Origin of the sequence: Bacillus xiamenensis (assembly GCF_001857925.1) — a bacterium.
GTDB classification, from domain to species: domain Bacteria; phylum Bacillota; class Bacilli; order Bacillales; family Bacillaceae; genus Bacillus; species Bacillus xiamenensis.
In genome coordinates this window covers 634,671-652,465 of sequence record NZ_CP017786.1, presented here as the reverse complement: position 1 = coordinate 652,465, position 17,795 = coordinate 634,671, and the positions used below count along the sequence as shown (strand labels likewise).

The window sequence follows — 17,795 nt, the reverse complement described above, 5'->3', positions numbered from 1 at the left end:
ATTAAACAAGGAGTCAGGTAAAACCTCTTTTTTGTCTTTAAAAATGTGTTTTTTAGAATGAGAGTAATAGAACGTGCATTCGTAAAAACGGCATGATAAAATATGGACAACGACAGTATTGTATAAGGAGATAGACGTTTGACGAAGCTTACCTTTATTCATGCCGCAGATCTTCATTTAGATAGTCCGTTTGCGGGAATGTCAAATATACCAAACCAAATTTTTAAGAGGTTGAAAGAAAGTACATTTCAAAGTGCGAGGAACATGTTTGACCTTGCGATTGATCGAGAAGTAGACTTTGTGCTGCTGAGCGGAGATTTATTTGATGAATCGAATCGCAGCCTGAAAGTCCAGCTTTTTTTAAGAAATCAGTTTCTTAAACTGCAAGAACACGAAATTGACGTGTTTATTATTTATGGTAATCATGATCATTTAGGCGGTGAATGGACGCCAATTGAGTGGCCGGAGAATGTTCACGTTTTTTTGAGCAGTACGCCAAGTGAGCAATCGTTTTATAGAGGAGATCAGCTCGCCGCAAGTATTTACGGATTCAGCTACAATGAGCGGGCGGTTTATGAGAATATGACATCTCACTATGTAAAAACAACAGACGCACCCTATCATATTGCGATGCTTCACGGCACATTAGCGGGTCAAGAAGGACATGATGCATATGCGCCATTTCAGCTTCAACAGCTCCTGTCGCGGGATTTCGATTATTGGGCGCTTGGACATATTCATAAGCGGGCTCTTTTGCATGAAGACCCAATGATCATTTACCCTGGAAACTTGCAGGGGAGACATATAAAAGAAACAGGAGAGAAAGGCTGTTATGTCGTTCATCTATCCGAAAATTCTCACGCAGCGGAGTTTATTGGCTGTTCTGATGTCATTTTTGAGACATTGTCATTAGATATCACAGATACAGCACATATGACGGACCTTGTGACACTTGTGGACAAACAGATGAGTAGGCTGAAAGAGCGGGGCATTCCTCATGTTGTGAAAATCGAATTGACTGGAGAAACCCCTGCTTATATTCGACTATCGCAGCTTGAGGTGCTGGAGGAGCTGATGGCTGTCCTTCATGAGCAGGAAGAAGAGGAAGACATATTCGTTTGGGTGATGTCGATTGACTGCCGAACAAATGAGGATATCGTCTATCCGGAAGATTCTTTTTTGAAAGAACTAACATCAGAAATTGCCCAGTTTGATACGTATGAAGAGCTGCTCTCACCGATTAAGCGTCATCCAACTTATAGAAGGTTAGGAAAAGCTCTCACAAAAGAGGATGAAGTGGATATAAAAGAAGAAGCACAAAGGCTGCTGACAGAACAGCTGAAGCAATTGTGAGAAAAGGAGAGGCATGATGAAAATACGTTCACTTCATATTGCGAATTTCGGAAAATTTTCTAATCAAACCTTTCACTTTTCTGATGATGGTTTTCAGCTAGTTTATGGCCTGAATGAATCGGGGAAATCGACATTGAAGGCGTTTATTGAATCGGTGTTATTTGGTTTTTCGAAAAGCAAAACGTATCAGCCGAAGCAGGGCTCATTTTATGGCGGCTCCCTCACATGTTTAGATGAAGAATTAGGTGTGATTCATATTGAGAGAACGTCTGATCAAGGCGGAAAAGCACAGGTGCTGTTACCCAATGGTGAAGTGAAAGACGAAGCTTTTCTACGTACGATGTTAAAGGGAACAGATCGCAGGTTATTTCAATCGATTTATTCTTTTGATGTGTTTGGGCTGCAAAATGTTCAAGCGTTAAACCAAGACCAAATGGGTGAATTTCTACTCTTTTCAAGCTTATTTGGCTCAGATGCGGCATCCAAGATGGATAGCAGACTGCTAAAACAGCAGGAGCAGCTATTTAAACCCAATGGACGCAAGCCTGAATTAAATCAGCAGCTTGAGCGTCTAAAAGAGCTGGCAGGTCAGCTGAAACAGGCAAAATTGGCAGAGGGACGTTATTCCGAAAAGAAACGAGAGCAAGCTGAATTAGCGGAGAAAATCGAACAGCTTCAACAAGAAATGAATCAGGCAGAAATAGACATTCAACAACTGACTGAACATATTCGGCTGTATCCCATGATAGAAAGCAAAGTGGAGCTTAAAAAAGAATTGGCGCGTTATCCAAAGCGAGTCAAACAGTTTAGACAGGAAACCGAGCATGAGCTTGATAAACTAGAATCACACCTTCACCCGAAAAAGGCACAATTGACAGCACTGAAACAAAAATTAGATCACTTGCAAACTTCGCTCACGCAAGTTCAACCACAATATGACAAGGATACATTGTTGGAGATGAAACGGGTCATGGCTGAGTCACCTGATGCTGAGTTTGTAAAGAAACGCATAGCAGAAGGGAAAGTAGAGCGGGGTTCATTGAAACAAAAAATAGAAGAAGCCGCAGCGAAGCTGAAGTTTCAGCGTCCAATGCAGCTTGATCAAGTGGATGACTCACTTGATTTTGAGTGGGAATTAAAGGAGGCTGTCAGCCAATACGTTCGTTTAATGGATAGAAAAGCGCAGCTTGATGACCGGTTTGATCATGCAAGACATGAGTTAGAAGAAGCGGAAACCGCTCTAAAAGGATTAAAGGAGCAGCCGGTGTCAGACGAGGTCAGAGGAACAAGAGCGAAAGAGAAACAGACTCCTTTCCGGACGTGGTTATTCCCGCTAATGCTTATGACAGATGCTGTCATCCTCATCATCTTATTCTTTTTAGCAGAGAGCTGGGTGCCTTTGCTGTTTGCGGGGTTTTCTGTATTTACCTTCATAGCGATTTATCCATTGCTTAAACAGACACAGTTGAAACAAGCAACCAATGGTAGCACCTCTGAGTCCTTTTATGTTCAAGCGGCTTCAGCTGAAACGCTTGTCAGGCAAAAGGAACTTCTATATGAAAGAATCATCCGTCAATATGAAGACTGGGAGCAAGAGCTGGAGCCTGTCCAGCAGCAAGTAGAGGAAATGAAAAGACAGCTGGGCTTGTCGACAGAGCTTCCATTCCTTGTAGAAGCTTTTCATATCCTAAAACAATTAAAAGCAAATACAGCGGCATATGAGGCACTTGATAGGGAAATAGAAGCGCTCACTTATCAGCAATCGGACTATGAGCAAAAAGTCGCAGCGCTAAGCCGCCTCCTTCAAAGAAAAGAAGGAAGCATTCAAGAAACCATCTCAGCCTTTCAAGAGATATTGAAAGATGAGGCGAAAAGAGAAAAAGAACGTCAGGCATTGCACATCTCCATTCAACATGTGGAGCAGCAGCTGACAACGCTGGAAGGAGAAATTCAATATTACGAAAAGCAGATGGACGAGCTTTTTCGTCAAGTAGAAGCAGAGTCAAAGGAAGACTACCATGTACTGTCTCATCAATCCAAAGAATACCGGGATCGGCTGCATCATTTGCAGCAGCTGAATCAAGAGCTGCACAGAAGCGGTTGTATGGATGAGGAGGAAGTTATTGCTCGTAAAGGATTGAGCCACCTTGAGGAAGAGTGCGCACAAGCGAAAAAGCGTCTGCATGACATTGAACAAAATGTGACGAATATGAAGCAGCGCTTGGCAGAACGATCAGTGGAAATCCGGCAAATCGAAGCGTCAGGTACAGTGTCTGATTTGACTCATCAGCTTGCGATAGAGCAGGAGCATGCGAAGCACCTTGTGAAAAAATGGGCAGCTATTCAGCTCGTCCGCTCCGTTATTCGAGAGAAGCTAAATGAGCATAAAGAAACGAGGCTGCCAGCGCTTCTTCAAACGGCTTCCCGCTTTATTCAGCCGTTAACGAATGAGCGATATGAATCCATTTTATTTTCAGGCGAAGATGACCGGCTGATTGTGAAACGGAAGGATGGACGAATATTCCGCCCAGAGCAGCTTTCACAGGCAACTTGTGAACAAGTTTATCTTGCGATTCGTTTTGCGCTTGCTTTGTCCCACCAGCAGAATTGTCAGCTTCCCTTTATGATGGACGACAGTTTCGTTCATTTTGATCATGTCCGTCTAGGAAGAGTGCAGGAGTTAATGAAAGAACTCACTCGTTTTGAGACGCAGCTGTTTTATTTCACCTGTCATCATCATATGAAAGAAACAGTGGAAGAGGGACAGATTACGAGTTTAGCGGCAGATTGATTGACAAATAATGACTTATGTTATACTTATATGAGCAGAAACATGGAAGGAGCTTTTATTGAATGGCTAAAGGGATCATGACCTATGACGTCGGCGAACAAGTTGACCTGCATTTATTAATTAAATCATCTACTAAAGGGATTGCAAGTAATGGCAAACCATTTTTAACCTTAATTCTTCAAGATCAAAGTGGAGATATTGAGGCGAAGCTATGGGATGCAAAGCAGAATGATGAGCTTACATATGCCGCGCAAACCATCGTGAAGGTAGTAGGTGATATTCATCATTATCGCGGGAGGAATCAACTGAAGCTTAGGAATATACGCCCTGTTGCTGAAAACGAGCAAATTCGAATTGATGATTTTCTAGAAACAGCTCCTATTCCAAAACACGATATGATGGATACCATTATGCAATATATTTTTGATATGAAAAATCCTAATATTCAACGTGTCACAAGACATTTGCTCAAGAAGTATGGACAGGAATTCGCCGATTATCCAGCAGCTACAAAAAACCATCACGAGTTTGTATCGGGTCTTGCCTATCATGTGGTATCTATGCTGCATTTAGCGAAATCAATTGTTGATCTATATCCATCACTCGATCGAGATCTTTTATATTCAGGCATCATTCTTCATGATTTAGGGAAAGTCAAAGAGCTTTCCGGTCCAGTTTCGACTACTTATACAGTCGAAGGGAATTTAATTGGGCATATTTCTATTATGGTGACAGAAATTGCAAAAGCCGCAGAAGAGCTTGGTATTGATTCAGAGGAAATTCTCATTTTACAACACTTAGTGCTAAGTCATCACGGAAAAGGAGAGTGGGGCAGTCCTAAACCGCCAATGGTGAAGGAAGCTGAAATTCTCCACTATATTGATAATTTAGACGCGAAAATGAACATGATGGATCGTGCGCTTGAACATGTGAAGCCAGGAGAATATACAGAGCGTATTTTTGCATTAGAGAATCGTTCATTTTATAAACCAACCTTTCACAATGAATAACATTGTCAAAACGTCCGCTGGAAGCGGGCGTTTTTTTTCATAACTTGTCTTCTTGCCGCATAAGCATGTAACACAAAGGAAGAGAGATTTGTCCTGAAAAAAGGAGGCGATGACAATGTTGTTTTTTCCGTGGTGGGTGTATGCATGTATCATTGGCATTATCTTTTGTGCATATAAATTAATGACGACAGCCAAAGAGGAGCAAGAGATTGATCAATCCTTTATTGAAAAAGAAGGAGAAATCTTTATTGAGCGAATGGAACAGGAAAGAGAGCGCAGACGTCAAGGTCAGCAAGTAACACGATCACAGGAACCGGCGAAACATGAAGACCATTCGATTGCTTAGACAGCCATCTATTCATACAAAAACCCCTCTGCAATTAAAAACGCAGAGGGGTTTTTCGTGATTATTGGCTTTGAGTTTCTGTTGTTGTTTGTTCAGATTTTTCTTTGAACGTGTCTTGAAGTTCTTTATCTTTTACTTTCACATCGGCAGCTTTCACCAATTTGTTTAAGATTGTTTGGATTTCAGTTGAGTCTGCTTGCTTTTGTTCAAGCAGTTCTTTTTTTAAGTCTGCTTTCATGTCATTATATTTACCGCGTTCTTCGGTCTTTTTAATGATATGGTAGCCATATTGTGATTTTACTGGCTTGCTGATTTCATTTACTTTTAGTTTGAAGGCCGCTTTACTGAAGTTCTCATCCATTTGGCCGTCTTTTGCGAACCAGCCTACATCGCCGCCTTGTGCTGCTGAAGACGTGTCAGTTGAGTATTCAGACACTAGGTCATCCCATTTTTCGCCTTTATTTAATTTCTTTTCCACTTCTTCCGCTGTTTTCTTATCAGCGACTAAAATGTGGCTCGCGCGGATTTTCCCTTTGAGGTCATCATAATACGCTTTTACTTCTTTATCAGTGATTTTAATGTTAGCTTTTGCAGCCTTTTGCGTAAGTAGCTCATATTTCACTTGATCTTTGATGTAGTCTTTCCCGTATTCATCTTGAAGCTGTTTTAAACGGTCTGCTCCAAGTGTCTTTTTATATTCTTTCAATTTCTTATCAATTTCTTTATCTGATACTTTGTATTTGTCAGCAAGAACCTTTTGTTGAACAAGTAGGTTTAATGCATCTCCGCCTGCTTGTTTCTTAAGAGTTGTGTAAAGCTCTTCTTTTGTGACATCTCCTGATTTTGTTGTTGCGATGACTTCTTTATCACCGCTACTGCATGCGCCAAGAGTTAAAACACTTACTGCTGTTACAGCTGCTAAAGCTATTTTTTTCATTCAAAAAACACTCCTAATCTTTCCAATTTATTTATCATTGCTTGTATCATAACATATTGTGACACGCTGTAAAAAGAAATGCAAATGGGAGGGCATTCGTCTAGTCAATTTTTTGTGCTCGACATACACATATAGTGATCACAAAAAGGAGGCTGAATTATATGGGAGCAGGATATTCTAATGGATTTGCTTTATTGGTCGTGCTATTCATTTTGCTGATCATCGTTGGTGCAGCATATCTTTACTAATTAAATCGCTGTTACAGAAAGGAGCCGTCCTGCCATGCGTGCGGGCGGTTCTTTTTTAAAACGATGACAGGTGCCTAAACGTTTTCAATGTTTCTGCATACACTGAGCTTAGAACAGAGGAAGAACTGGCAGGAGGTGTTTTCACATGGGAGGAGAAGTCTTTGCTGGCGGTTTTGCACTAGTCGTCGTGTTATTCATTTTATTGATCATTATCGGTGCATCTTGGATTTACTAATAGATCATCCTACACAAAAAGCTGCCATCAAACAGGCAGCTTTTGCTTTGATCTTAAACAGAAATGGTAATTTCAACAAATGATGAAATGAGTAAGATCAGGATCGATACATTGATAAAGCGAAACACCTTATCTTGCCGTTCTTCAGGAATCTCTCTGACAAGGCATAATGTATTAGTAAGCCTGTTTATTGAGTACACAATAAACGCGGCAAAGGCGATGAAGTAAAATAAAACTATCGGAGATCCCCCCTCTCTATGCTATTCCCATACTACATTACCAAATTTTTTATGAAAAAGATAGAAGTTGGCTTTAAAAACCTCATGATGAGGAAGTTGGGTCAACTAAAATATCAAACTCGTCTTGGGCTTGATCAATGATGCAGGATTTTGGTGCTTTTAGCAGTTTCCATGCAAATAAAAAGTCAGGCAAACAATAGCCTGCATGAATACTTGCGATCATGATAAAATAGTGTGCGTACATTGGAAATGCTATTCCTAAAATAAAGTAAACAGGTGAGATGACACAAAACGGGCTGAGCAGTGAGAAAAGCATCACTCTCTTCGGCACGCGCTGCCAGCAATTTCGTTTAAATAACGTCATTTTTTTCTTATTTTTCATCACTGGGATCAAGTGAACCACACGGTGGACAAGCAATGTCGCAAGTAAAAGCACGACAAAGAGAGGTGCATTGTGACTGCTGAGTCTCGTTTCAGGATGAGTCAGTTGAAAACATAAAAACGCCATAATGAAAAAAAGTATAGTAAGACTTATTGCTGAAATCATCATTCTCGTATAACCATAATCCTTTTCAAGATTAATGGTCTTCCAACAATTCATTTTTCATCCTTCCAATCTCAAAAATCTAATTGAATATCTCAAGATAATTTACTCTTCCTGAGGATAAAAATCAATGGTTTTGATGAAAAAAATAAAATGTTCTATTCATATGGAATTAAAGAGAGGAAACTTTGGATTTTTCAAGAAAAAAAGACAAGAGGGGGAGGTTCGTCTCTTTCGTCAATGAGTAATTTCGGCTAAAATAGAATGACTAAGAGAAAGAGGGAACGTACATGAGTATTGAGGAACGAATGAGCCAGCTCGAATATTATATGGAGCTTTTACTGACGGCGACAGATATGAGTCGTTATCCATATTATGCGCTATTAATCCGGCAGCGTGTATCAAAAGAAGAGGCAAAGGACATTGAACGTATTTGTGCTGAGCTTTCAGATGAAATGGACAAGCAAAAAGCACAAGGCTATGTCATGTTCGACAATCTCCTTGCGCTTTTTGCGGGGCAGTTAGTTGAAAAGCTGGATGTTCATGAGACCATTTTTGCTTTGCATGATCAAGGGCTGTTTCAGCCGTTAATGAATGAATTTATAAAGATCATTAAACAATTTGATTTGCTTTAGCCGCTTTCTCATCTGCTGAGTCTTCAAGCTCCTCAGTCTTTTTCGTGACTTTCCCACGCTCATTCAAAAAGTCCTTCTCGATGTTTGAAAACGATTTCTCAAATATCTCCATGAAATCCTCACCATAAATATTTCGAATAATACACATCATTTCTAAAATTTCAGGGAACTTTCCGTAAATGTCATGAAGCGGCTGTGCGCCTTTGACAATACCAGTTCGTGCCGGGTCGTAATCTTCGAGTAGTTTATGGAATGTCTCTTCGCCTTTTGGCGTTAGCTCAATATACGTATTGCGTTTATCGTTTAACTTTTTAGAAAATTTCAAAAATCCTCTTTCCTCTAATTTCTTGGAGAAGTTAAACGCCGTTGATACATGCATGACGCCAAACTTTGCAATTTCTGATATTGAAGCTCCTTTTAATTGATACGCAATCCATAAAATATGATGCTCATTGATATTCAGGTTATACGGTTTGATCCACTGCTGCCAATCTTTTTCAATGGATTTCCAAAGAGCTTTGCTCAATTGGGCCATTCTTTGACTGAATAAAAGTGCTTCTTTTACATCGAAAGGCTGTTCCGAATGATTCATCCATTTCACCTACTTCTCTTTTTCTTGTAATTCTATTATGCCAATAAAATAAAGATTAATAAAGCTGAAAATTCAAGAATTTTAAAAAGTCATGAAAAACATTGTCAAAATAACCTTTTTTGAACAAAAAAAGTGCGGGATACGCACACCGCACACTTTTGTAAACGAATATTTATTTGTGAGTATATTAGTTTTGTAAGGTTTTCTCCAGCTGTTTGAGCTTTTCCTCAATTTCTTGAATTTCCTTTTGCAGGTCCTGCTGATGAGGTTTGATTTCTTCACGCCATTGCTGAATTGATGTTTGCAATTCAGTCCCGACCTCTTTAATGACTTCTGCACTTTCTTTTGCTGTTTCAACAATTTGCTCTTTTAGAGCCTGTCCATCTCTTTTTAATTTTGTCAGCGTATCTTCGAATTTGTCATAGCTGTCTTTCATCTTTTCGCGTACATCTCTGCCAGAAGAGGGAGTCGTCAGGAGCACTGCCGCACCTCCGAGGAGACCGCCTACAAATAATCCTGTTAATAAAGAACGTCCACTAGCCATTCCAATCACCTCTAGTCAAATTTTACACATTCGCAAGTTCTCTCTGAGCTGATGATCAGCTTCATTGAACTTCCATACATAGCTTGCTTTATTTTAGCATACTTTTGAAGAAAAGGGAGGGGAGAAGGTTGTCTGTCTTTCTGTTCGTTTTTATGTGTATCGGTGTTATTTTCGCAGGTGGTTCCATTCATTATGTAAGACAGCTTGGGTATGCAGGGTCTTATCCGCCAAAACATGTATTGAAACAAAAAGCACTTGTCTGTGCGGCAGGTGCAGGGATTTCGCTCCTCGTTTTGCTGCTTACCCTTTTTCTTTTATAAAAGGTTGAAAAAAAACCTCTTCATCTTATTATGAAGAGGTTTGGTTATTCATTAAGCGACTTCGATCATTCTTGCACGCTTTAGAATGGACTGAGCAATCGGGAACACAAATACCATTGCGATGGTATTAATCACAACTGCTGGCAGGACAACACCCACAAAAAGTGCCGGTAATGCAGCTGGCAGTCCAGTGATCAGTAAAGCGGCCGATAGGAAAACCACGCCGGATACGGCGGTTCCGATAGCTGTTAGCACGGCGGTCAGCACGACTTTGTTCTTCATCTTTTGGCAGGATAAGAAAAGGGCCAAAAAGATAAAGGCTGTTACCGGCTTATCTATCATATTTGGAATTTGTCCGCCTGGGAAACCCGTTGTCAAAGCGGAAATGACCCCAGTCACCAGGGCAATGACGACGACATGCTGCACCCGAGGGAAAAGGATGATGCTTAAAAACATCATGACCAGCATCATATCAGGTTTCATTCCGAAAAAGATGGGCGGGAAAATCGTGTGCAAAACAGCTCCCATTGCTGCAAGCAATGACATAATCACTAATTCTTTTGTTTTCATTTCTATGCTCTCCTCTGCTAAGCTCTTATAGGACTCTCCAATAATATGGCTCATCATTTATTGCAAGAGTCATGACCTTATATTTCTCGTCATTATAACAAATTTATTTCGCGATAGAAAAGCTTTTTTACTCATTTTCTTGCTGGAACTTTTTCATAAAGTCCGCAAGTTTTTGGCAGTCTTCTATAGAGACCGCATTGTAAATAGATGCTCTGCATCCACCAACAGAACGGTGGCCGGCAAGTCCAACCATTTGTTCTTGTTTTGCTTTCTCTACAAAGGATGCGGTGAGCGCATCATCACGAAGGGTGAATGTGATATTCATATGCGAACGGCTGTCAGCGCGTGCATGTCCTTTGTAAAAACCGCCGCTTTGATCAATCGTATCATAGAGAATCGCTGCTTTTTGTTCATTGCGTTTTTCTGCTGCTTCTACGCCGCCAGCATGTTTGACATGCTCAAGGACAAGAGACAGCATATAAATGGCAAAAGTCGGTGGTGTGTGATAAAGAGAATTGGCTTTCGTGTGTGTTGAATATTTTAAAATTTTAGGTGTGCCGCTTTTTTCTTTCTCTAATAAACGTTTGCGCGCGATCACAATCGTGATACCAGAAGGCCCAAGGTTTTTTTGTGCCCCTGCATAAATGAAATCAAATGAAGAAACGTCTATTTTTTTGCTGAGAATATCACTGGACATGTCCGCAATGAGCGGAAGCGATGTGTTTGGGAACGTTTTCCACTGAGTACCGAAAATCGTATTGTTCGATGTGATGTGCAGGTAAGCACCCTCTGTTAAACTGGACGTATCTACTTCTGGAATATACGAATAGTTGTCGTCTTCGCTTGAAGCAAACACAGACGTGTGACCAAACACTTTTGCTTCTGACAATGCTTTTTCTGACCAGGCTCCTGTTTGAATGAAATGAGCGGTTTCGCCTTCGTGTAAGAAGTTCATTGGAATCATCGCAAATTGAAGACTTGCTCCGCCTTGTAAAAAGAGGACCTCATAGTCTTCTGGAATGTCCATCAGCTCCACCAAAAGCGCTTTTGCTTTATTGTGGACCTCTTCGTATTCACTGCTGCGATGAGAAAGTTCCATCACAGACATCCCGGTTTGTTTAAAATCAACAAGTTCTTCCTGTGCTTTTTGAAGCACTTCTAGCGGCAGTGCCGCCGGACCAGCATTAAAATTCGTCGTTCGCTTCATCACAATCTCTCCCTATTTCTCGCGTTAATGGATCAAAAGATAAAACCATCCTATCACAAATTTGAGGGATTTGGACAAAAAAATTGAATCGTCCTAAATATCTTACTATTCAGGAGATGTAAGCTCTAAAAAAGAGGCAGACAGAAGAAAAACCTCATCAATTAAGATGAGGTGAGCCGCGTATGGATGGCAGAAGAAATGTCTTTTAAATCCTCTGATGTGTATTGATCTTGATGTGATTTCCATACTGCGCCAAAGCCATCTCCTTTGCCGTAGCGCGGAATGATGTGCATATGGTAATGGAATACAGATTGTCCGGCTTTTTCGCCGTTGTTGTTGAGGAGATTTAAACCAATTGGTTCAAATTCCTGTTTAATGGCCCTTGCAATCTTTGGAATCGCTTGGAAGTAGTGATTCGACACGTCTGGTGTCATGTCATAAATGTTTTCTTTATGTATTTTCGGGATTACAAGGGTATGTCCTTTTGTCACTTGGCTAATATCAAGAAAAGCCAATACATGCTCGTCTTCATATACTTTTGCACATGGAATGTCTCCATCAATAATCTTGCAAAAAATGCAGTCGCTCACGCCATGTCACTCCTCATTCTTTTTCTTTATCGTATCACAAAAAGAAACAAAAAAGAAAACAGGACAAGCGAACTCCTTTGGTCGCTCATCCTGTTCCTGCAGAAGAAATGCCGATGTTTTCATTTGATATGCCTTTTTGAATTCTCTATTTACTGAAATAAAGAATTCATATGCCTGCTATTTCTGCCGTAAACACCTCATTTGACGTTTTGGTTTGTCGTATACAACATTGTATAGGACACAAAAATCAAGAATCAGTGAAGCAAAACAGAAGCTAAGGTTTTAGATGAAAAACCAACTTGTCATGCGGTTCTTTGCCTTTAACAAACACCTCATTTACGTATTGGTCATCAAGTTCATTTCTTCTACATACATTATGATGACCAAGGCGCCTGTGTTTTATTCATGGCCAGTCTATAGGTAAACATTTCAAATTATCTTTCGTTTTTGGTACTATAAAGGAAAAAAGAAAGAAAGGAACGAAGTGATGTCCCTTTTAACTGTAAAAGATGTAACGGGTGGATATACGAAGAATCCCGTTCTGAAAAATATTTCATTTGAATTAGAAAGAAACCAAATCGTTGGCCTCATTGGTCTAAACGGGGCGGGAAAAAGTACAACCATTCGTCATATTATTGGATTAATGAAACCGCATAAAGGTGTTATTGAATTAAACGGACGAACCCTTCAAGAAGATCAAGAGGCGTATCGTTCGCAATTTACGTTTATTCCAGAGACACCTGTTCTATATGAAGAATTAACATTAAAAGAGCATTTAGAGCTGACGGCGATGGCTTACGGCCTTTCAAAAGAACAATTAGAAGAACGTTTGCCATCATTGCTGAAAGAATTTCGAATGGAGAAACGGCTGAAATGGTTCCCTGCTCATTTTTCTAAAGGAATGAAGCAGAAGGTCATGATCATGTGTGCGTTCCTGGTAGAACCAGAGCTGTATATCATTGATGAACCGTTTTTAGGGCTTGATCCGCTTGCGATAAATGCCCTATTGGAACGAATGAATGCTGCGAAGAAAAACGGTGCTAGTGTCCTGATGTCAACGCATATTTTGGCAACGGCTGAACGCTACTGTGATTCCTTTATTATTTTGCATGAAGGGGAAATAAGAGCGAAAGGAACACTGACTGAGCTGAGAGAGCAGTTCAACATGAGAGATGCGACACTTGATGATCTTTATTTGGAATTAACAAAGGAAGAAAGCTATGAGTAAAACAACGCAAACCATTTGGAAATCACGATTAGAGGAACACGTACAGGAAACAAGAAAATACTTAAAATACATGTTCAATGATCACCTTGTTATTGTGCTGATCTTTTTCCTTGCCGGCGGCGCAAGCTGGTATAGCAATTGGCTGAAACATATTCCAGCTCACTTCCCGTCATACTGGGTCATGGCAGTTGTTTTCTCATTGGTGCTGACAAGCTCCTACGTGCGAACGTTGATCAAAGAGGCTGACCTCGTGTTTTTGCTTCCTTTGGAAGGGAAGATGGAGCCTTATTTAAAACATGCTTTTAACTTCAGCTTCCTTTCTCAGCTGTTTCCTTTAATTGCCGTATCGATTATTGCTCTTCCGCTTTATTCGGCTGTCTCAACAGGAGACCTCATGCTGTATGTGCTGATTTTGGCGCAAATGATATTGATCAAGGGTCTGAATACAGCGATTCAGTGGAGAATGACTTATTTCCCAGGAAAACATGTCAGATGGCTTGATGCGGCGATTCGTTTTCTATTGAACACGATTATCATGTATACCGTTTTACAGGCAGCCTATGCGATTGCAATTGTTTTTTACATTTTATATGCCGTTTATCTGATTTATTTAACAAATGCAGTAAAAAAACAGCCTTTTCAATGGGAATTGCATATTTCTGATGAATTAAAACGGAAGCAGCGCTTTTATCGTTTGGCGAACTTATTTACAGATGTCCCTCATTTAAAGAAACAAGTGAAAAGAAGGGCATACTTGGACTGGATTTTGCAGTTTGTTCCCTATGAGCAGCGCAAAGCTTTTTCATACATGTATGTGAGGGCGTTTTTACGTTCAAATGACTATTTTGGCCTTGTGTTTAGGTTAACGGTCGTGTTTGTGCTCATTATCCTGTATACCGGTGCAGCTGATTGGGTGGGGGCATTACTCGTTTTGTTCACAGTATTTATTACAGGTGTACAGCTTGTCCCATTAACGAAGCACTTTGCACATCTTTCGTTACAGGCACTTTATCCAGTCGCTCAGACGGAAAAGGAACGGAGCTTTTTTGTACTCGTCCGCAATGTGCTCATCATCCAGTCGATTGTGCTTAGCTGCGCCGTTTTGCCAGCAGGAGGATGGAAGGGAAGCGGACTTGCTCTTCTCATTTCATTGGCATTTGTGCTGGTGCTGTTCAAGCCTTACGTTCAAAGCCGATTAAAAAAGATGAGATAAGCGGAGAAATGTTCTTTACAGCGAGCGGATGACATCGAGGAGGGGACCGGATGAATGCAGCTGAACGAGATTTGTATGAAGAGGCTATTCTTTTTCGAACGCGTTTTTTAAGAAAACCTTCAAAGATCGAGCGGATTTCAAAAGGAGTTCAGCAGCAAGTGAACCGGCGAATCCCTGCTCGATTTCACCAAGTCATCACAAGTGCGGTCAAAACAATGGTGGAATCCACTGTATCAGGAACACACTTTACTTCATTTTCAGTGATCGATGACCAATTGTCTATCGTAGAGAGAAATGAGCTGGCAAAGGATCGAGTGAAATATTATCAAAAGGCAGCTGCGATTGAAGGCATTGGAACAGGTGCGGGTGGGTTGTTCCTCGGAATGGCGGATTTTCCGCTGCTGCTGAGCATTAAGATGAAATGTCTTTATGAGCTCGCATGTATTTACGGCTTTGATTTGTCTCAAAAAGAGGAAAGACTCTTTTTGCTCTGTATTTTTCAACTCGCGTTCTCAGGCAGTGAACATCGTCATAAAATGATGAAAATCATTGAGGATTGGGAAACAAGCCGAGAGGAAATGGATTGGTACAGCTTTCAGCAGGAATATCGAGATTATATTGATCTGGTCAAGCTGTTTCAATTAATGCCAGTGGTCGGTGCCGCAGTTGGCGGGGTAGCAAATCATCAGCTGACAGGACAGCTTGGAGATGTCGCACGTCATGTGTTTCACTTGCGAATATTGGAAGAAAAGAAGTGAAAAAGCCGCTGATCAGCGGCTTTTTTTTATTCGTCGTAGGAAAGGACGGCATGAGCAAGTACCTTTGCTGCGACAGGCATGGCTTTTTCGTTGACATCAAATTTCGGATGATGATGTGGATACACATCCTGGCTGTTTTCTGGCATGGCCCCTGTGAAGAAGAAGGTGCCAGGGACATGTTGAAGGTAGTAAGCAAAATCTTCTCCGCCCATTTGGGTCTCTGCTTCTTTTACTTCTGTGACTCCTTCTGTCTGTTTGGCTATTTCAGCAATATATTCAGTTGGCGCAGGGTGATTTTTGACAGCAGGATAGCCTCTCACATATTCATATGTGTAAGATGCATCGTGCATGTGGCAAACCCCTTTCACCACCTGTTCAATTTCACGTTCAATGATGTGGCGTGCACTTTCTTCAAAAGACCGTGCAGTACCGGTTAAGACAGCTGAGTCTGCAATCACGTTAAAGGCATTCTCAGCGACAAATCCCCCAACAGATACCACTGCGGAATCAATCGGATTAACTTTACGGGCAACGACTTGCTGAAGATTAGCGACAATTTGTGAACCGATGAGGACGGCATCTTTTGTGAGGTGAGGCTGTGCGCCGTGTCCGCCTTTCCCTTGGACTTGAATAGAGAAACGGTCGGCGGCAGCCATAAAGTTCCCGCTTTTATAAAGAACAGTGCCACAAGGCTCTGAAGACCAAAGGTGTGTGCCGAAAATGACATCAACTCCGTCTAAACAGCCGTCCTCAATCATCGGCTTAGCACCGCCGGGGGCATATTCTTCAGCGTGCTGATGGATGAGAACGATTTTTCCTTTTAACTGATCACGGTGCTCATGCAAAATTTTCGCTAATACAAGAAGCGTCGCAGTATGCCCATCGTGACCGCATGCGTGCATGACCCCAGGCTTTGTCGACCGGTAAGGCACATCCTTTTCATCGTGAATAGGAAGTGCATCAAAATCAGCTCTAAGGGCAATGGTCGGCCCTGGTAAAGCTCCATCAATAAAGGCCAAAACGCCATGACCGCCTACCTGAGTACGTGTCGGTATATGTAATGTGTCATAGTAGTTTGCGATGAAAGCGGCAGTTTCTTCTTCCTGAAAAGAAAGTTCTGGATTCATATGGAGATGGCGTCTAATTTCAACCATTTCCTCATAATGTTCATCAAGACGCTCATTGATCTTTTTGTGTAAAGTGGATACTGTCATTGATCCGAAAACCTCCCTTATGCTCTTTTACTGATTGTATGGCAATTGTTAGAATCTTTCAACAAAAGAGGATTTCGTGAACGACTGACAAGGTCATTTTACATAAAAGTCGAAGAGTGATATGAAGCTGGAAAAAAGGGGGAGAGGGATTGGGAAGCTGTCCAAATTGTTCAAAAGCATTTTCTTTCGTCGAAAAATTTCAATTATCACTTGCGAGAATCATGCTCTGTCCAAGCTGCCGGCACCAAATCAAAGAAACGTTCGTTTCGAAGATGAGTTTTTTCATGATCTGCTTGATTCCACTGTTGGTGCTGCTTATTCAGATGAAAGGTGCTTCACCTATGCTGAAGTGGCCGATCTTATTAGGATGGATTTTGCTGAATTTTTATGTGCTTCAGCCGATCATTCATCGGTACGAGCTAAAGGAAAGGCATTGAAAGCCCAGCAGAAGGGCTTTCAGCGTGTAGACAAGCCCTCGCATTCTTTGTCAGTCCTGCGTGCCGGTGCTCACGAATGTTAAATTCGCTCCGCGCCGGTACTCGTCCTTCCTAGACTGCAAAGGTTTTCATGTCACGCTGAAAAGAAGACAAAGGGCTAAAATCAAGTTCATTTTAGCCCTTTGTCAACAATCCGAGTTTTTTCATGAAAAGAAGTGCGAAAAGCACTTCCTTAATGGTCTGTGACGGCATGATAGGATGTGAGATAGGCAGGGCGGGAGAAGATGGAACCTGTATCCTCGTGTGGCTGAAAAAAGGCTTCTGACTCTTGAAAGTCTTGAAATAAGTCTTCTGATTCCCAAAGGGTCAAAATCAAGTAAACCTCTTCATCCTTTTTTGGTCTTAACACACGAAGTGCCTGAAAGCCGCGCTGATGTTCTGAAATGTTAGTTTTTTTCTGAAAGGTGGATTCAAAAAGTGCCCTGCTCTCGAGCTTTACAGGGATATGATTTAAAGTGACGAAACCAGATTGGACAAGCTCGCCTTTCGAATAAATCACATCATAGGCATGGGGCGCTTTAAAGACCGTCTCACCCTCCGTTTCATGAAAAAGAGCCGCTTGTTCTTTCCCGACCATATAAAGCAGATTTTCCAGATGGTGCTTTTTTGCGATTTTTTGCAAAAAGTCTGCTGTTCCATATGTAATATAGAAATTCATCTAAACCGCCTCCTGCTTGATAGTATAACAAAAGAATGATATATAATTCTTTGGTAGTCAATCCAT

General features: G+C 41.1%; 22 protein-coding genes. 12 read left to right on the top strand and 10 right to left on the bottom strand.

Annotation, left to right across the window (positions count from 1 at the left end; translation table 11 throughout):
- Positions 1–138: 138 nt before the first annotated feature.
- From BK049_RS03250 to BK049_RS03235, 4 genes are all read left to right on the top strand, one after another.
- A complete protein-coding gene (locus tag BK049_RS03250; RefSeq protein WP_071167833.1) occupies positions 139–1,353 on the top strand; it encodes a metallophosphoesterase family protein in 1,215 nt (404 codons plus the stop codon).
- A 16-nt stretch (positions 1,354–1,369) separates the two neighbouring features.
- The gene (locus BK049_RS03245) at positions 1,370–4,144 is read left to right on the top strand and encodes an ATP-binding protein (protein WP_071167832.1); all 2,775 of its coding nucleotides are present in this window, start codon (positions 1,370–1,372) and stop codon (positions 4,142–4,144) included.
- Positions 4,145–4,206: 62 nt separating this feature from the next.
- Positions 4,207–5,154 (top strand): 3'-5' exoribonuclease YhaM, encoded by a 948-nt coding sequence (gene yhaM / locus BK049_RS03240; protein ID WP_008361123.1) that lies wholly within the window; start codon positions 4,207–4,209, stop codon positions 5,152–5,154.
- A gap of 115 nt (positions 5,155–5,269) precedes the next feature.
- Entirely contained in the window at positions 5,270–5,500 is a 231-nt protein-coding gene (locus tag BK049_RS03235) for a sporulation YhaL family protein (RefSeq protein ID WP_008361125.1), read from the top strand.
- A 61-nt stretch (positions 5,501–5,561) separates the two neighbouring features.
- On the opposite strand, the gene BK049_RS03230 is transcribed toward BK049_RS03235, so the two are convergent.
- Positions 5,562–6,437 carry a peptidylprolyl isomerase gene (locus BK049_RS03230; RefSeq protein ID WP_008361127.1) on the bottom strand — a complete coding sequence of 292 codons (876 nt, stop codon included), beginning with the start codon at positions 6,435–6,437 and terminating at the stop codon, positions 5,562–5,564.
- A 161-nt stretch (positions 6,438–6,598) separates the two neighbouring features.
- Here BK049_RS03230 and BK049_RS18710 point away from each other — a divergent pair, with 161 nt between their 5' ends.
- Both BK049_RS18710 and BK049_RS03225 read left to right on the top strand, forming a co-directional pair.
- The gene (locus BK049_RS18710; protein ID WP_008361129.1) at positions 6,599–6,685 is read left to right on the top strand and encodes a YjcZ family sporulation protein; all 87 of its coding nucleotides are present in this window, start codon (positions 6,599–6,601) and stop codon (positions 6,683–6,685) included.
- 145 nt (positions 6,686–6,830) lie between these two features.
- Positions 6,831–6,920 carry a YjcZ family sporulation protein gene (locus tag BK049_RS03225; RefSeq protein WP_034647786.1) on the top strand — a complete coding sequence of 30 codons (90 nt, stop codon included), beginning with the start codon at positions 6,831–6,833 and terminating at the stop codon, positions 6,918–6,920.
- A gap of 53 nt (positions 6,921–6,973) precedes the next feature.
- Here the strand turns inward: BK049_RS03225 and BK049_RS19670 are convergent, their stop codons facing one another.
- Both BK049_RS19670 and BK049_RS03220 read right to left on the bottom strand, forming a co-directional pair.
- Positions 6,974–7,159: a hypothetical protein gene (locus BK049_RS19670; RefSeq protein ID WP_082194762.1), complete on the bottom strand. Its 186-nt coding sequence runs from the start codon at positions 7,157–7,159 to the stop codon at positions 6,974–6,976.
- Positions 7,160–7,241: 82 nt separating this feature from the next.
- Positions 7,242–7,760: a DUF3267 domain-containing protein gene (locus BK049_RS03220; protein WP_008361131.1), complete on the bottom strand. Its 519-nt coding sequence runs from the start codon at positions 7,758–7,760 to the stop codon at positions 7,242–7,244.
- Between the two features lie 233 nt (positions 7,761–7,993).
- On the opposite strand from BK049_RS03220, the gene BK049_RS03215 reads away from it, so the two are divergent.
- Positions 7,994–8,338, top strand: coding sequence for a YhaI family protein (locus BK049_RS03215; RefSeq protein WP_071167831.1), 345 nt, complete (start codon positions 7,994–7,996; stop codon positions 8,336–8,338).
- Here the strand turns inward: BK049_RS03215 and BK049_RS03210 are convergent.
- Positions 8,316–8,930, bottom strand: coding sequence for an HTH-type transcriptional regulator Hpr (locus tag BK049_RS03210; protein WP_008361135.1), 615 nt, complete (start codon positions 8,928–8,930; stop codon positions 8,316–8,318). The genes BK049_RS03215 and BK049_RS03210 overlap by 23 nt on opposite strands.
- A 187-nt stretch (positions 8,931–9,117) precedes the next feature.
- Entirely contained in the window at positions 9,118–9,474 is a 357-nt protein-coding gene (locus tag BK049_RS03205; RefSeq protein WP_071167830.1) for a YtxH domain-containing protein, read from the bottom strand.
- A gap of 128 nt (positions 9,475–9,602) precedes the next feature.
- On the opposite strand from BK049_RS03205, the gene yhzF reads away from it, so the two are divergent.
- Positions 9,603–9,794, top strand: a complete 192-nt coding sequence (gene yhzF / locus BK049_RS03200) for a membrane protein YhzF (protein WP_008361139.1) — start codon at positions 9,603–9,605, stop codon at positions 9,792–9,794.
- A 51-nt stretch (positions 9,795–9,845) separates the two neighbouring features.
- On the opposite strand, the gene BK049_RS03195 is transcribed toward yhzF, so the two are convergent.
- From BK049_RS03195 to BK049_RS03185, 3 genes are all read right to left on the bottom strand, one after another.
- Entirely contained in the window at positions 9,846–10,364 is a 519-nt protein-coding gene (locus BK049_RS03195) for a tryptophan transporter (protein ID WP_008361141.1), read from the bottom strand.
- Positions 10,365–10,491: 127 nt separating this feature from the next.
- On the bottom strand, positions 10,492–11,571 hold the full coding sequence (gene serC, locus BK049_RS03190) for a 3-phosphoserine/phosphohydroxythreonine transaminase (RefSeq protein ID WP_071167829.1): 1,080 nt from the start codon (positions 11,569–11,571) through the stop codon (positions 10,492–10,494).
- A gap of 161 nt (positions 11,572–11,732) precedes the next feature.
- Positions 11,733–12,161 (bottom strand): HIT family protein, encoded by a 429-nt coding sequence (locus BK049_RS03185; RefSeq protein WP_008361144.1) that lies wholly within the window; start codon positions 12,159–12,161, stop codon positions 11,733–11,735.
- A gap of 487 nt (positions 12,162–12,648) precedes the next feature.
- Between BK049_RS03185 and BK049_RS03180 the strand changes: the two genes are divergently transcribed.
- The 3 genes from BK049_RS03180 to BK049_RS03170 are packed head-to-tail and all read left to right on the top strand — an operon-like array spanning position 12,649 to position 15,360.
- The gene (locus tag BK049_RS03180) at positions 12,649–13,389 is read left to right on the top strand and encodes an ABC transporter ATP-binding protein (protein ID WP_008361146.1); all 741 of its coding nucleotides are present in this window, start codon (positions 12,649–12,651) and stop codon (positions 13,387–13,389) included.
- Complete coding sequence (locus tag BK049_RS03175) at positions 13,382–14,602, top strand: ABC transporter permease (protein WP_071167828.1); 1,221 nt, start codon at positions 13,382–13,384, stop codon at positions 14,600–14,602. Before BK049_RS03180 ends, BK049_RS03175 begins: the two co-directional genes overlap by 8 nt.
- A 50-nt stretch (positions 14,603–14,652) precedes the next feature.
- Positions 14,653–15,360: an EcsC family protein gene (locus BK049_RS03170; protein WP_071167827.1), complete on the top strand. Its 708-nt coding sequence runs from the start codon at positions 14,653–14,655 to the stop codon at positions 15,358–15,360.
- Between the two features lie 26 nt (positions 15,361–15,386).
- On the opposite strand, the gene BK049_RS03165 is transcribed toward BK049_RS03170, so the two are convergent.
- Positions 15,387–16,574 (bottom strand): M20 family metallopeptidase, encoded by a 1,188-nt coding sequence (locus tag BK049_RS03165; RefSeq protein WP_008361153.1) that lies wholly within the window; start codon positions 16,572–16,574, stop codon positions 15,387–15,389.
- Positions 16,575–16,695: 121 nt separating this feature from the next.
- On the opposite strand from BK049_RS03165, the gene BK049_RS19660 reads away from it, so the two are divergent.
- A complete protein-coding gene (locus BK049_RS19660) occupies positions 16,696–17,094 on the top strand; it encodes a hypothetical protein (protein WP_242059748.1) in 399 nt (132 codons plus the stop codon).
- A gap of 149 nt (positions 17,095–17,243) precedes the next feature.
- Here BK049_RS19660 and BK049_RS03155 read toward each other — a convergent pair whose 3' ends face one another.
- On the bottom strand, positions 17,244–17,729 hold the full coding sequence (locus BK049_RS03155) for an antibiotic biosynthesis monooxygenase family protein (protein ID WP_071167826.1): 486 nt from the start codon (positions 17,727–17,729) through the stop codon (positions 17,244–17,246).
- Positions 17,730–17,795: the final 66 nt, after the last annotated feature.

Bases quoted from the DNA above. Each gene is read 5' to 3' on its own strand.
- BK049_RS03245 (WP_071167832.1), top strand. From the start codon at position 1,370: ATGAAAATACGTTCACTTCATATTGCGAATTTCGGAAAATTTTCTAAT.
- yhaM (WP_008361123.1), top strand. From the start codon at position 4,207: ATGGCTAAAGGGATCATGACCTATGACGTCGGCGAACAAGTTGACCTG.
- BK049_RS03235 (WP_008361125.1), top strand. From the start codon at position 5,270: ATGTTGTTTTTTCCGTGGTGGGTGTATGCATGTATCATTGGCATTATC.
- BK049_RS03230 (WP_008361127.1), bottom strand. From the start codon at position 6,437: ATGAAAAAAATAGCTTTAGCAGCTGTAACAGCAGTAAGTGTTTTAACT.
- BK049_RS18710 (WP_008361129.1), top strand. From the start codon at position 6,599: ATGGGAGCAGGATATTCTAATGGATTTGCTTTATTGGTCGTGCTATTC.
- BK049_RS03225 (WP_034647786.1), top strand. From the start codon at position 6,831: ATGGGAGGAGAAGTCTTTGCTGGCGGTTTTGCACTAGTCGTCGTGTTA.
- BK049_RS03220 (WP_008361131.1), bottom strand. From the start codon at position 7,760: ATGAATTGTTGGAAGACCATTAATCTTGAAAAGGATTATGGTTATACG.
- BK049_RS03215 (WP_071167831.1), top strand. From the start codon at position 7,994: ATGAGTATTGAGGAACGAATGAGCCAGCTCGAATATTATATGGAGCTT.
- BK049_RS03210 (WP_008361135.1), bottom strand. From the start codon at position 8,930: ATGAATCATTCGGAACAGCCTTTCGATGTAAAAGAAGCACTTTTATTC.
- BK049_RS03205 (WP_071167830.1), bottom strand. From the start codon at position 9,474: ATGGCTAGTGGACGTTCTTTATTAACAGGATTATTTGTAGGCGGTCTC.
- BK049_RS03195 (WP_008361141.1), bottom strand. From the start codon at position 10,364: ATGAAAACAAAAGAATTAGTGATTATGTCATTGCTTGCAGCAATGGGA.
- serC (WP_071167829.1), bottom strand. From the start codon at position 11,571: ATGAAGCGAACGACGAATTTTAATGCTGGTCCGGCGGCACTGCCGCTA.
- BK049_RS03180 (WP_008361146.1), top strand. From the start codon at position 12,649: ATGTCCCTTTTAACTGTAAAAGATGTAACGGGTGGATATACGAAGAAT.
- BK049_RS03175 (WP_071167828.1), top strand. From the start codon at position 13,382: ATGAGTAAAACAACGCAAACCATTTGGAAATCACGATTAGAGGAACAC.
- BK049_RS03170 (WP_071167827.1), top strand. From the start codon at position 14,653: ATGAATGCAGCTGAACGAGATTTGTATGAAGAGGCTATTCTTTTTCGA.
- BK049_RS03165 (WP_008361153.1), bottom strand. From the start codon at position 16,574: ATGACAGTATCCACTTTACACAAAAAGATCAATGAGCGTCTTGATGAA.
- BK049_RS19660 (WP_242059748.1), top strand. From the start codon at position 16,696: ATGAAGCTGGAAAAAAGGGGGAGAGGGATTGGGAAGCTGTCCAAATTG.
- BK049_RS03155 (WP_071167826.1), bottom strand. From the start codon at position 17,729: ATGAATTTCTATATTACATATGGAACAGCAGACTTTTTGCAAAAAATC.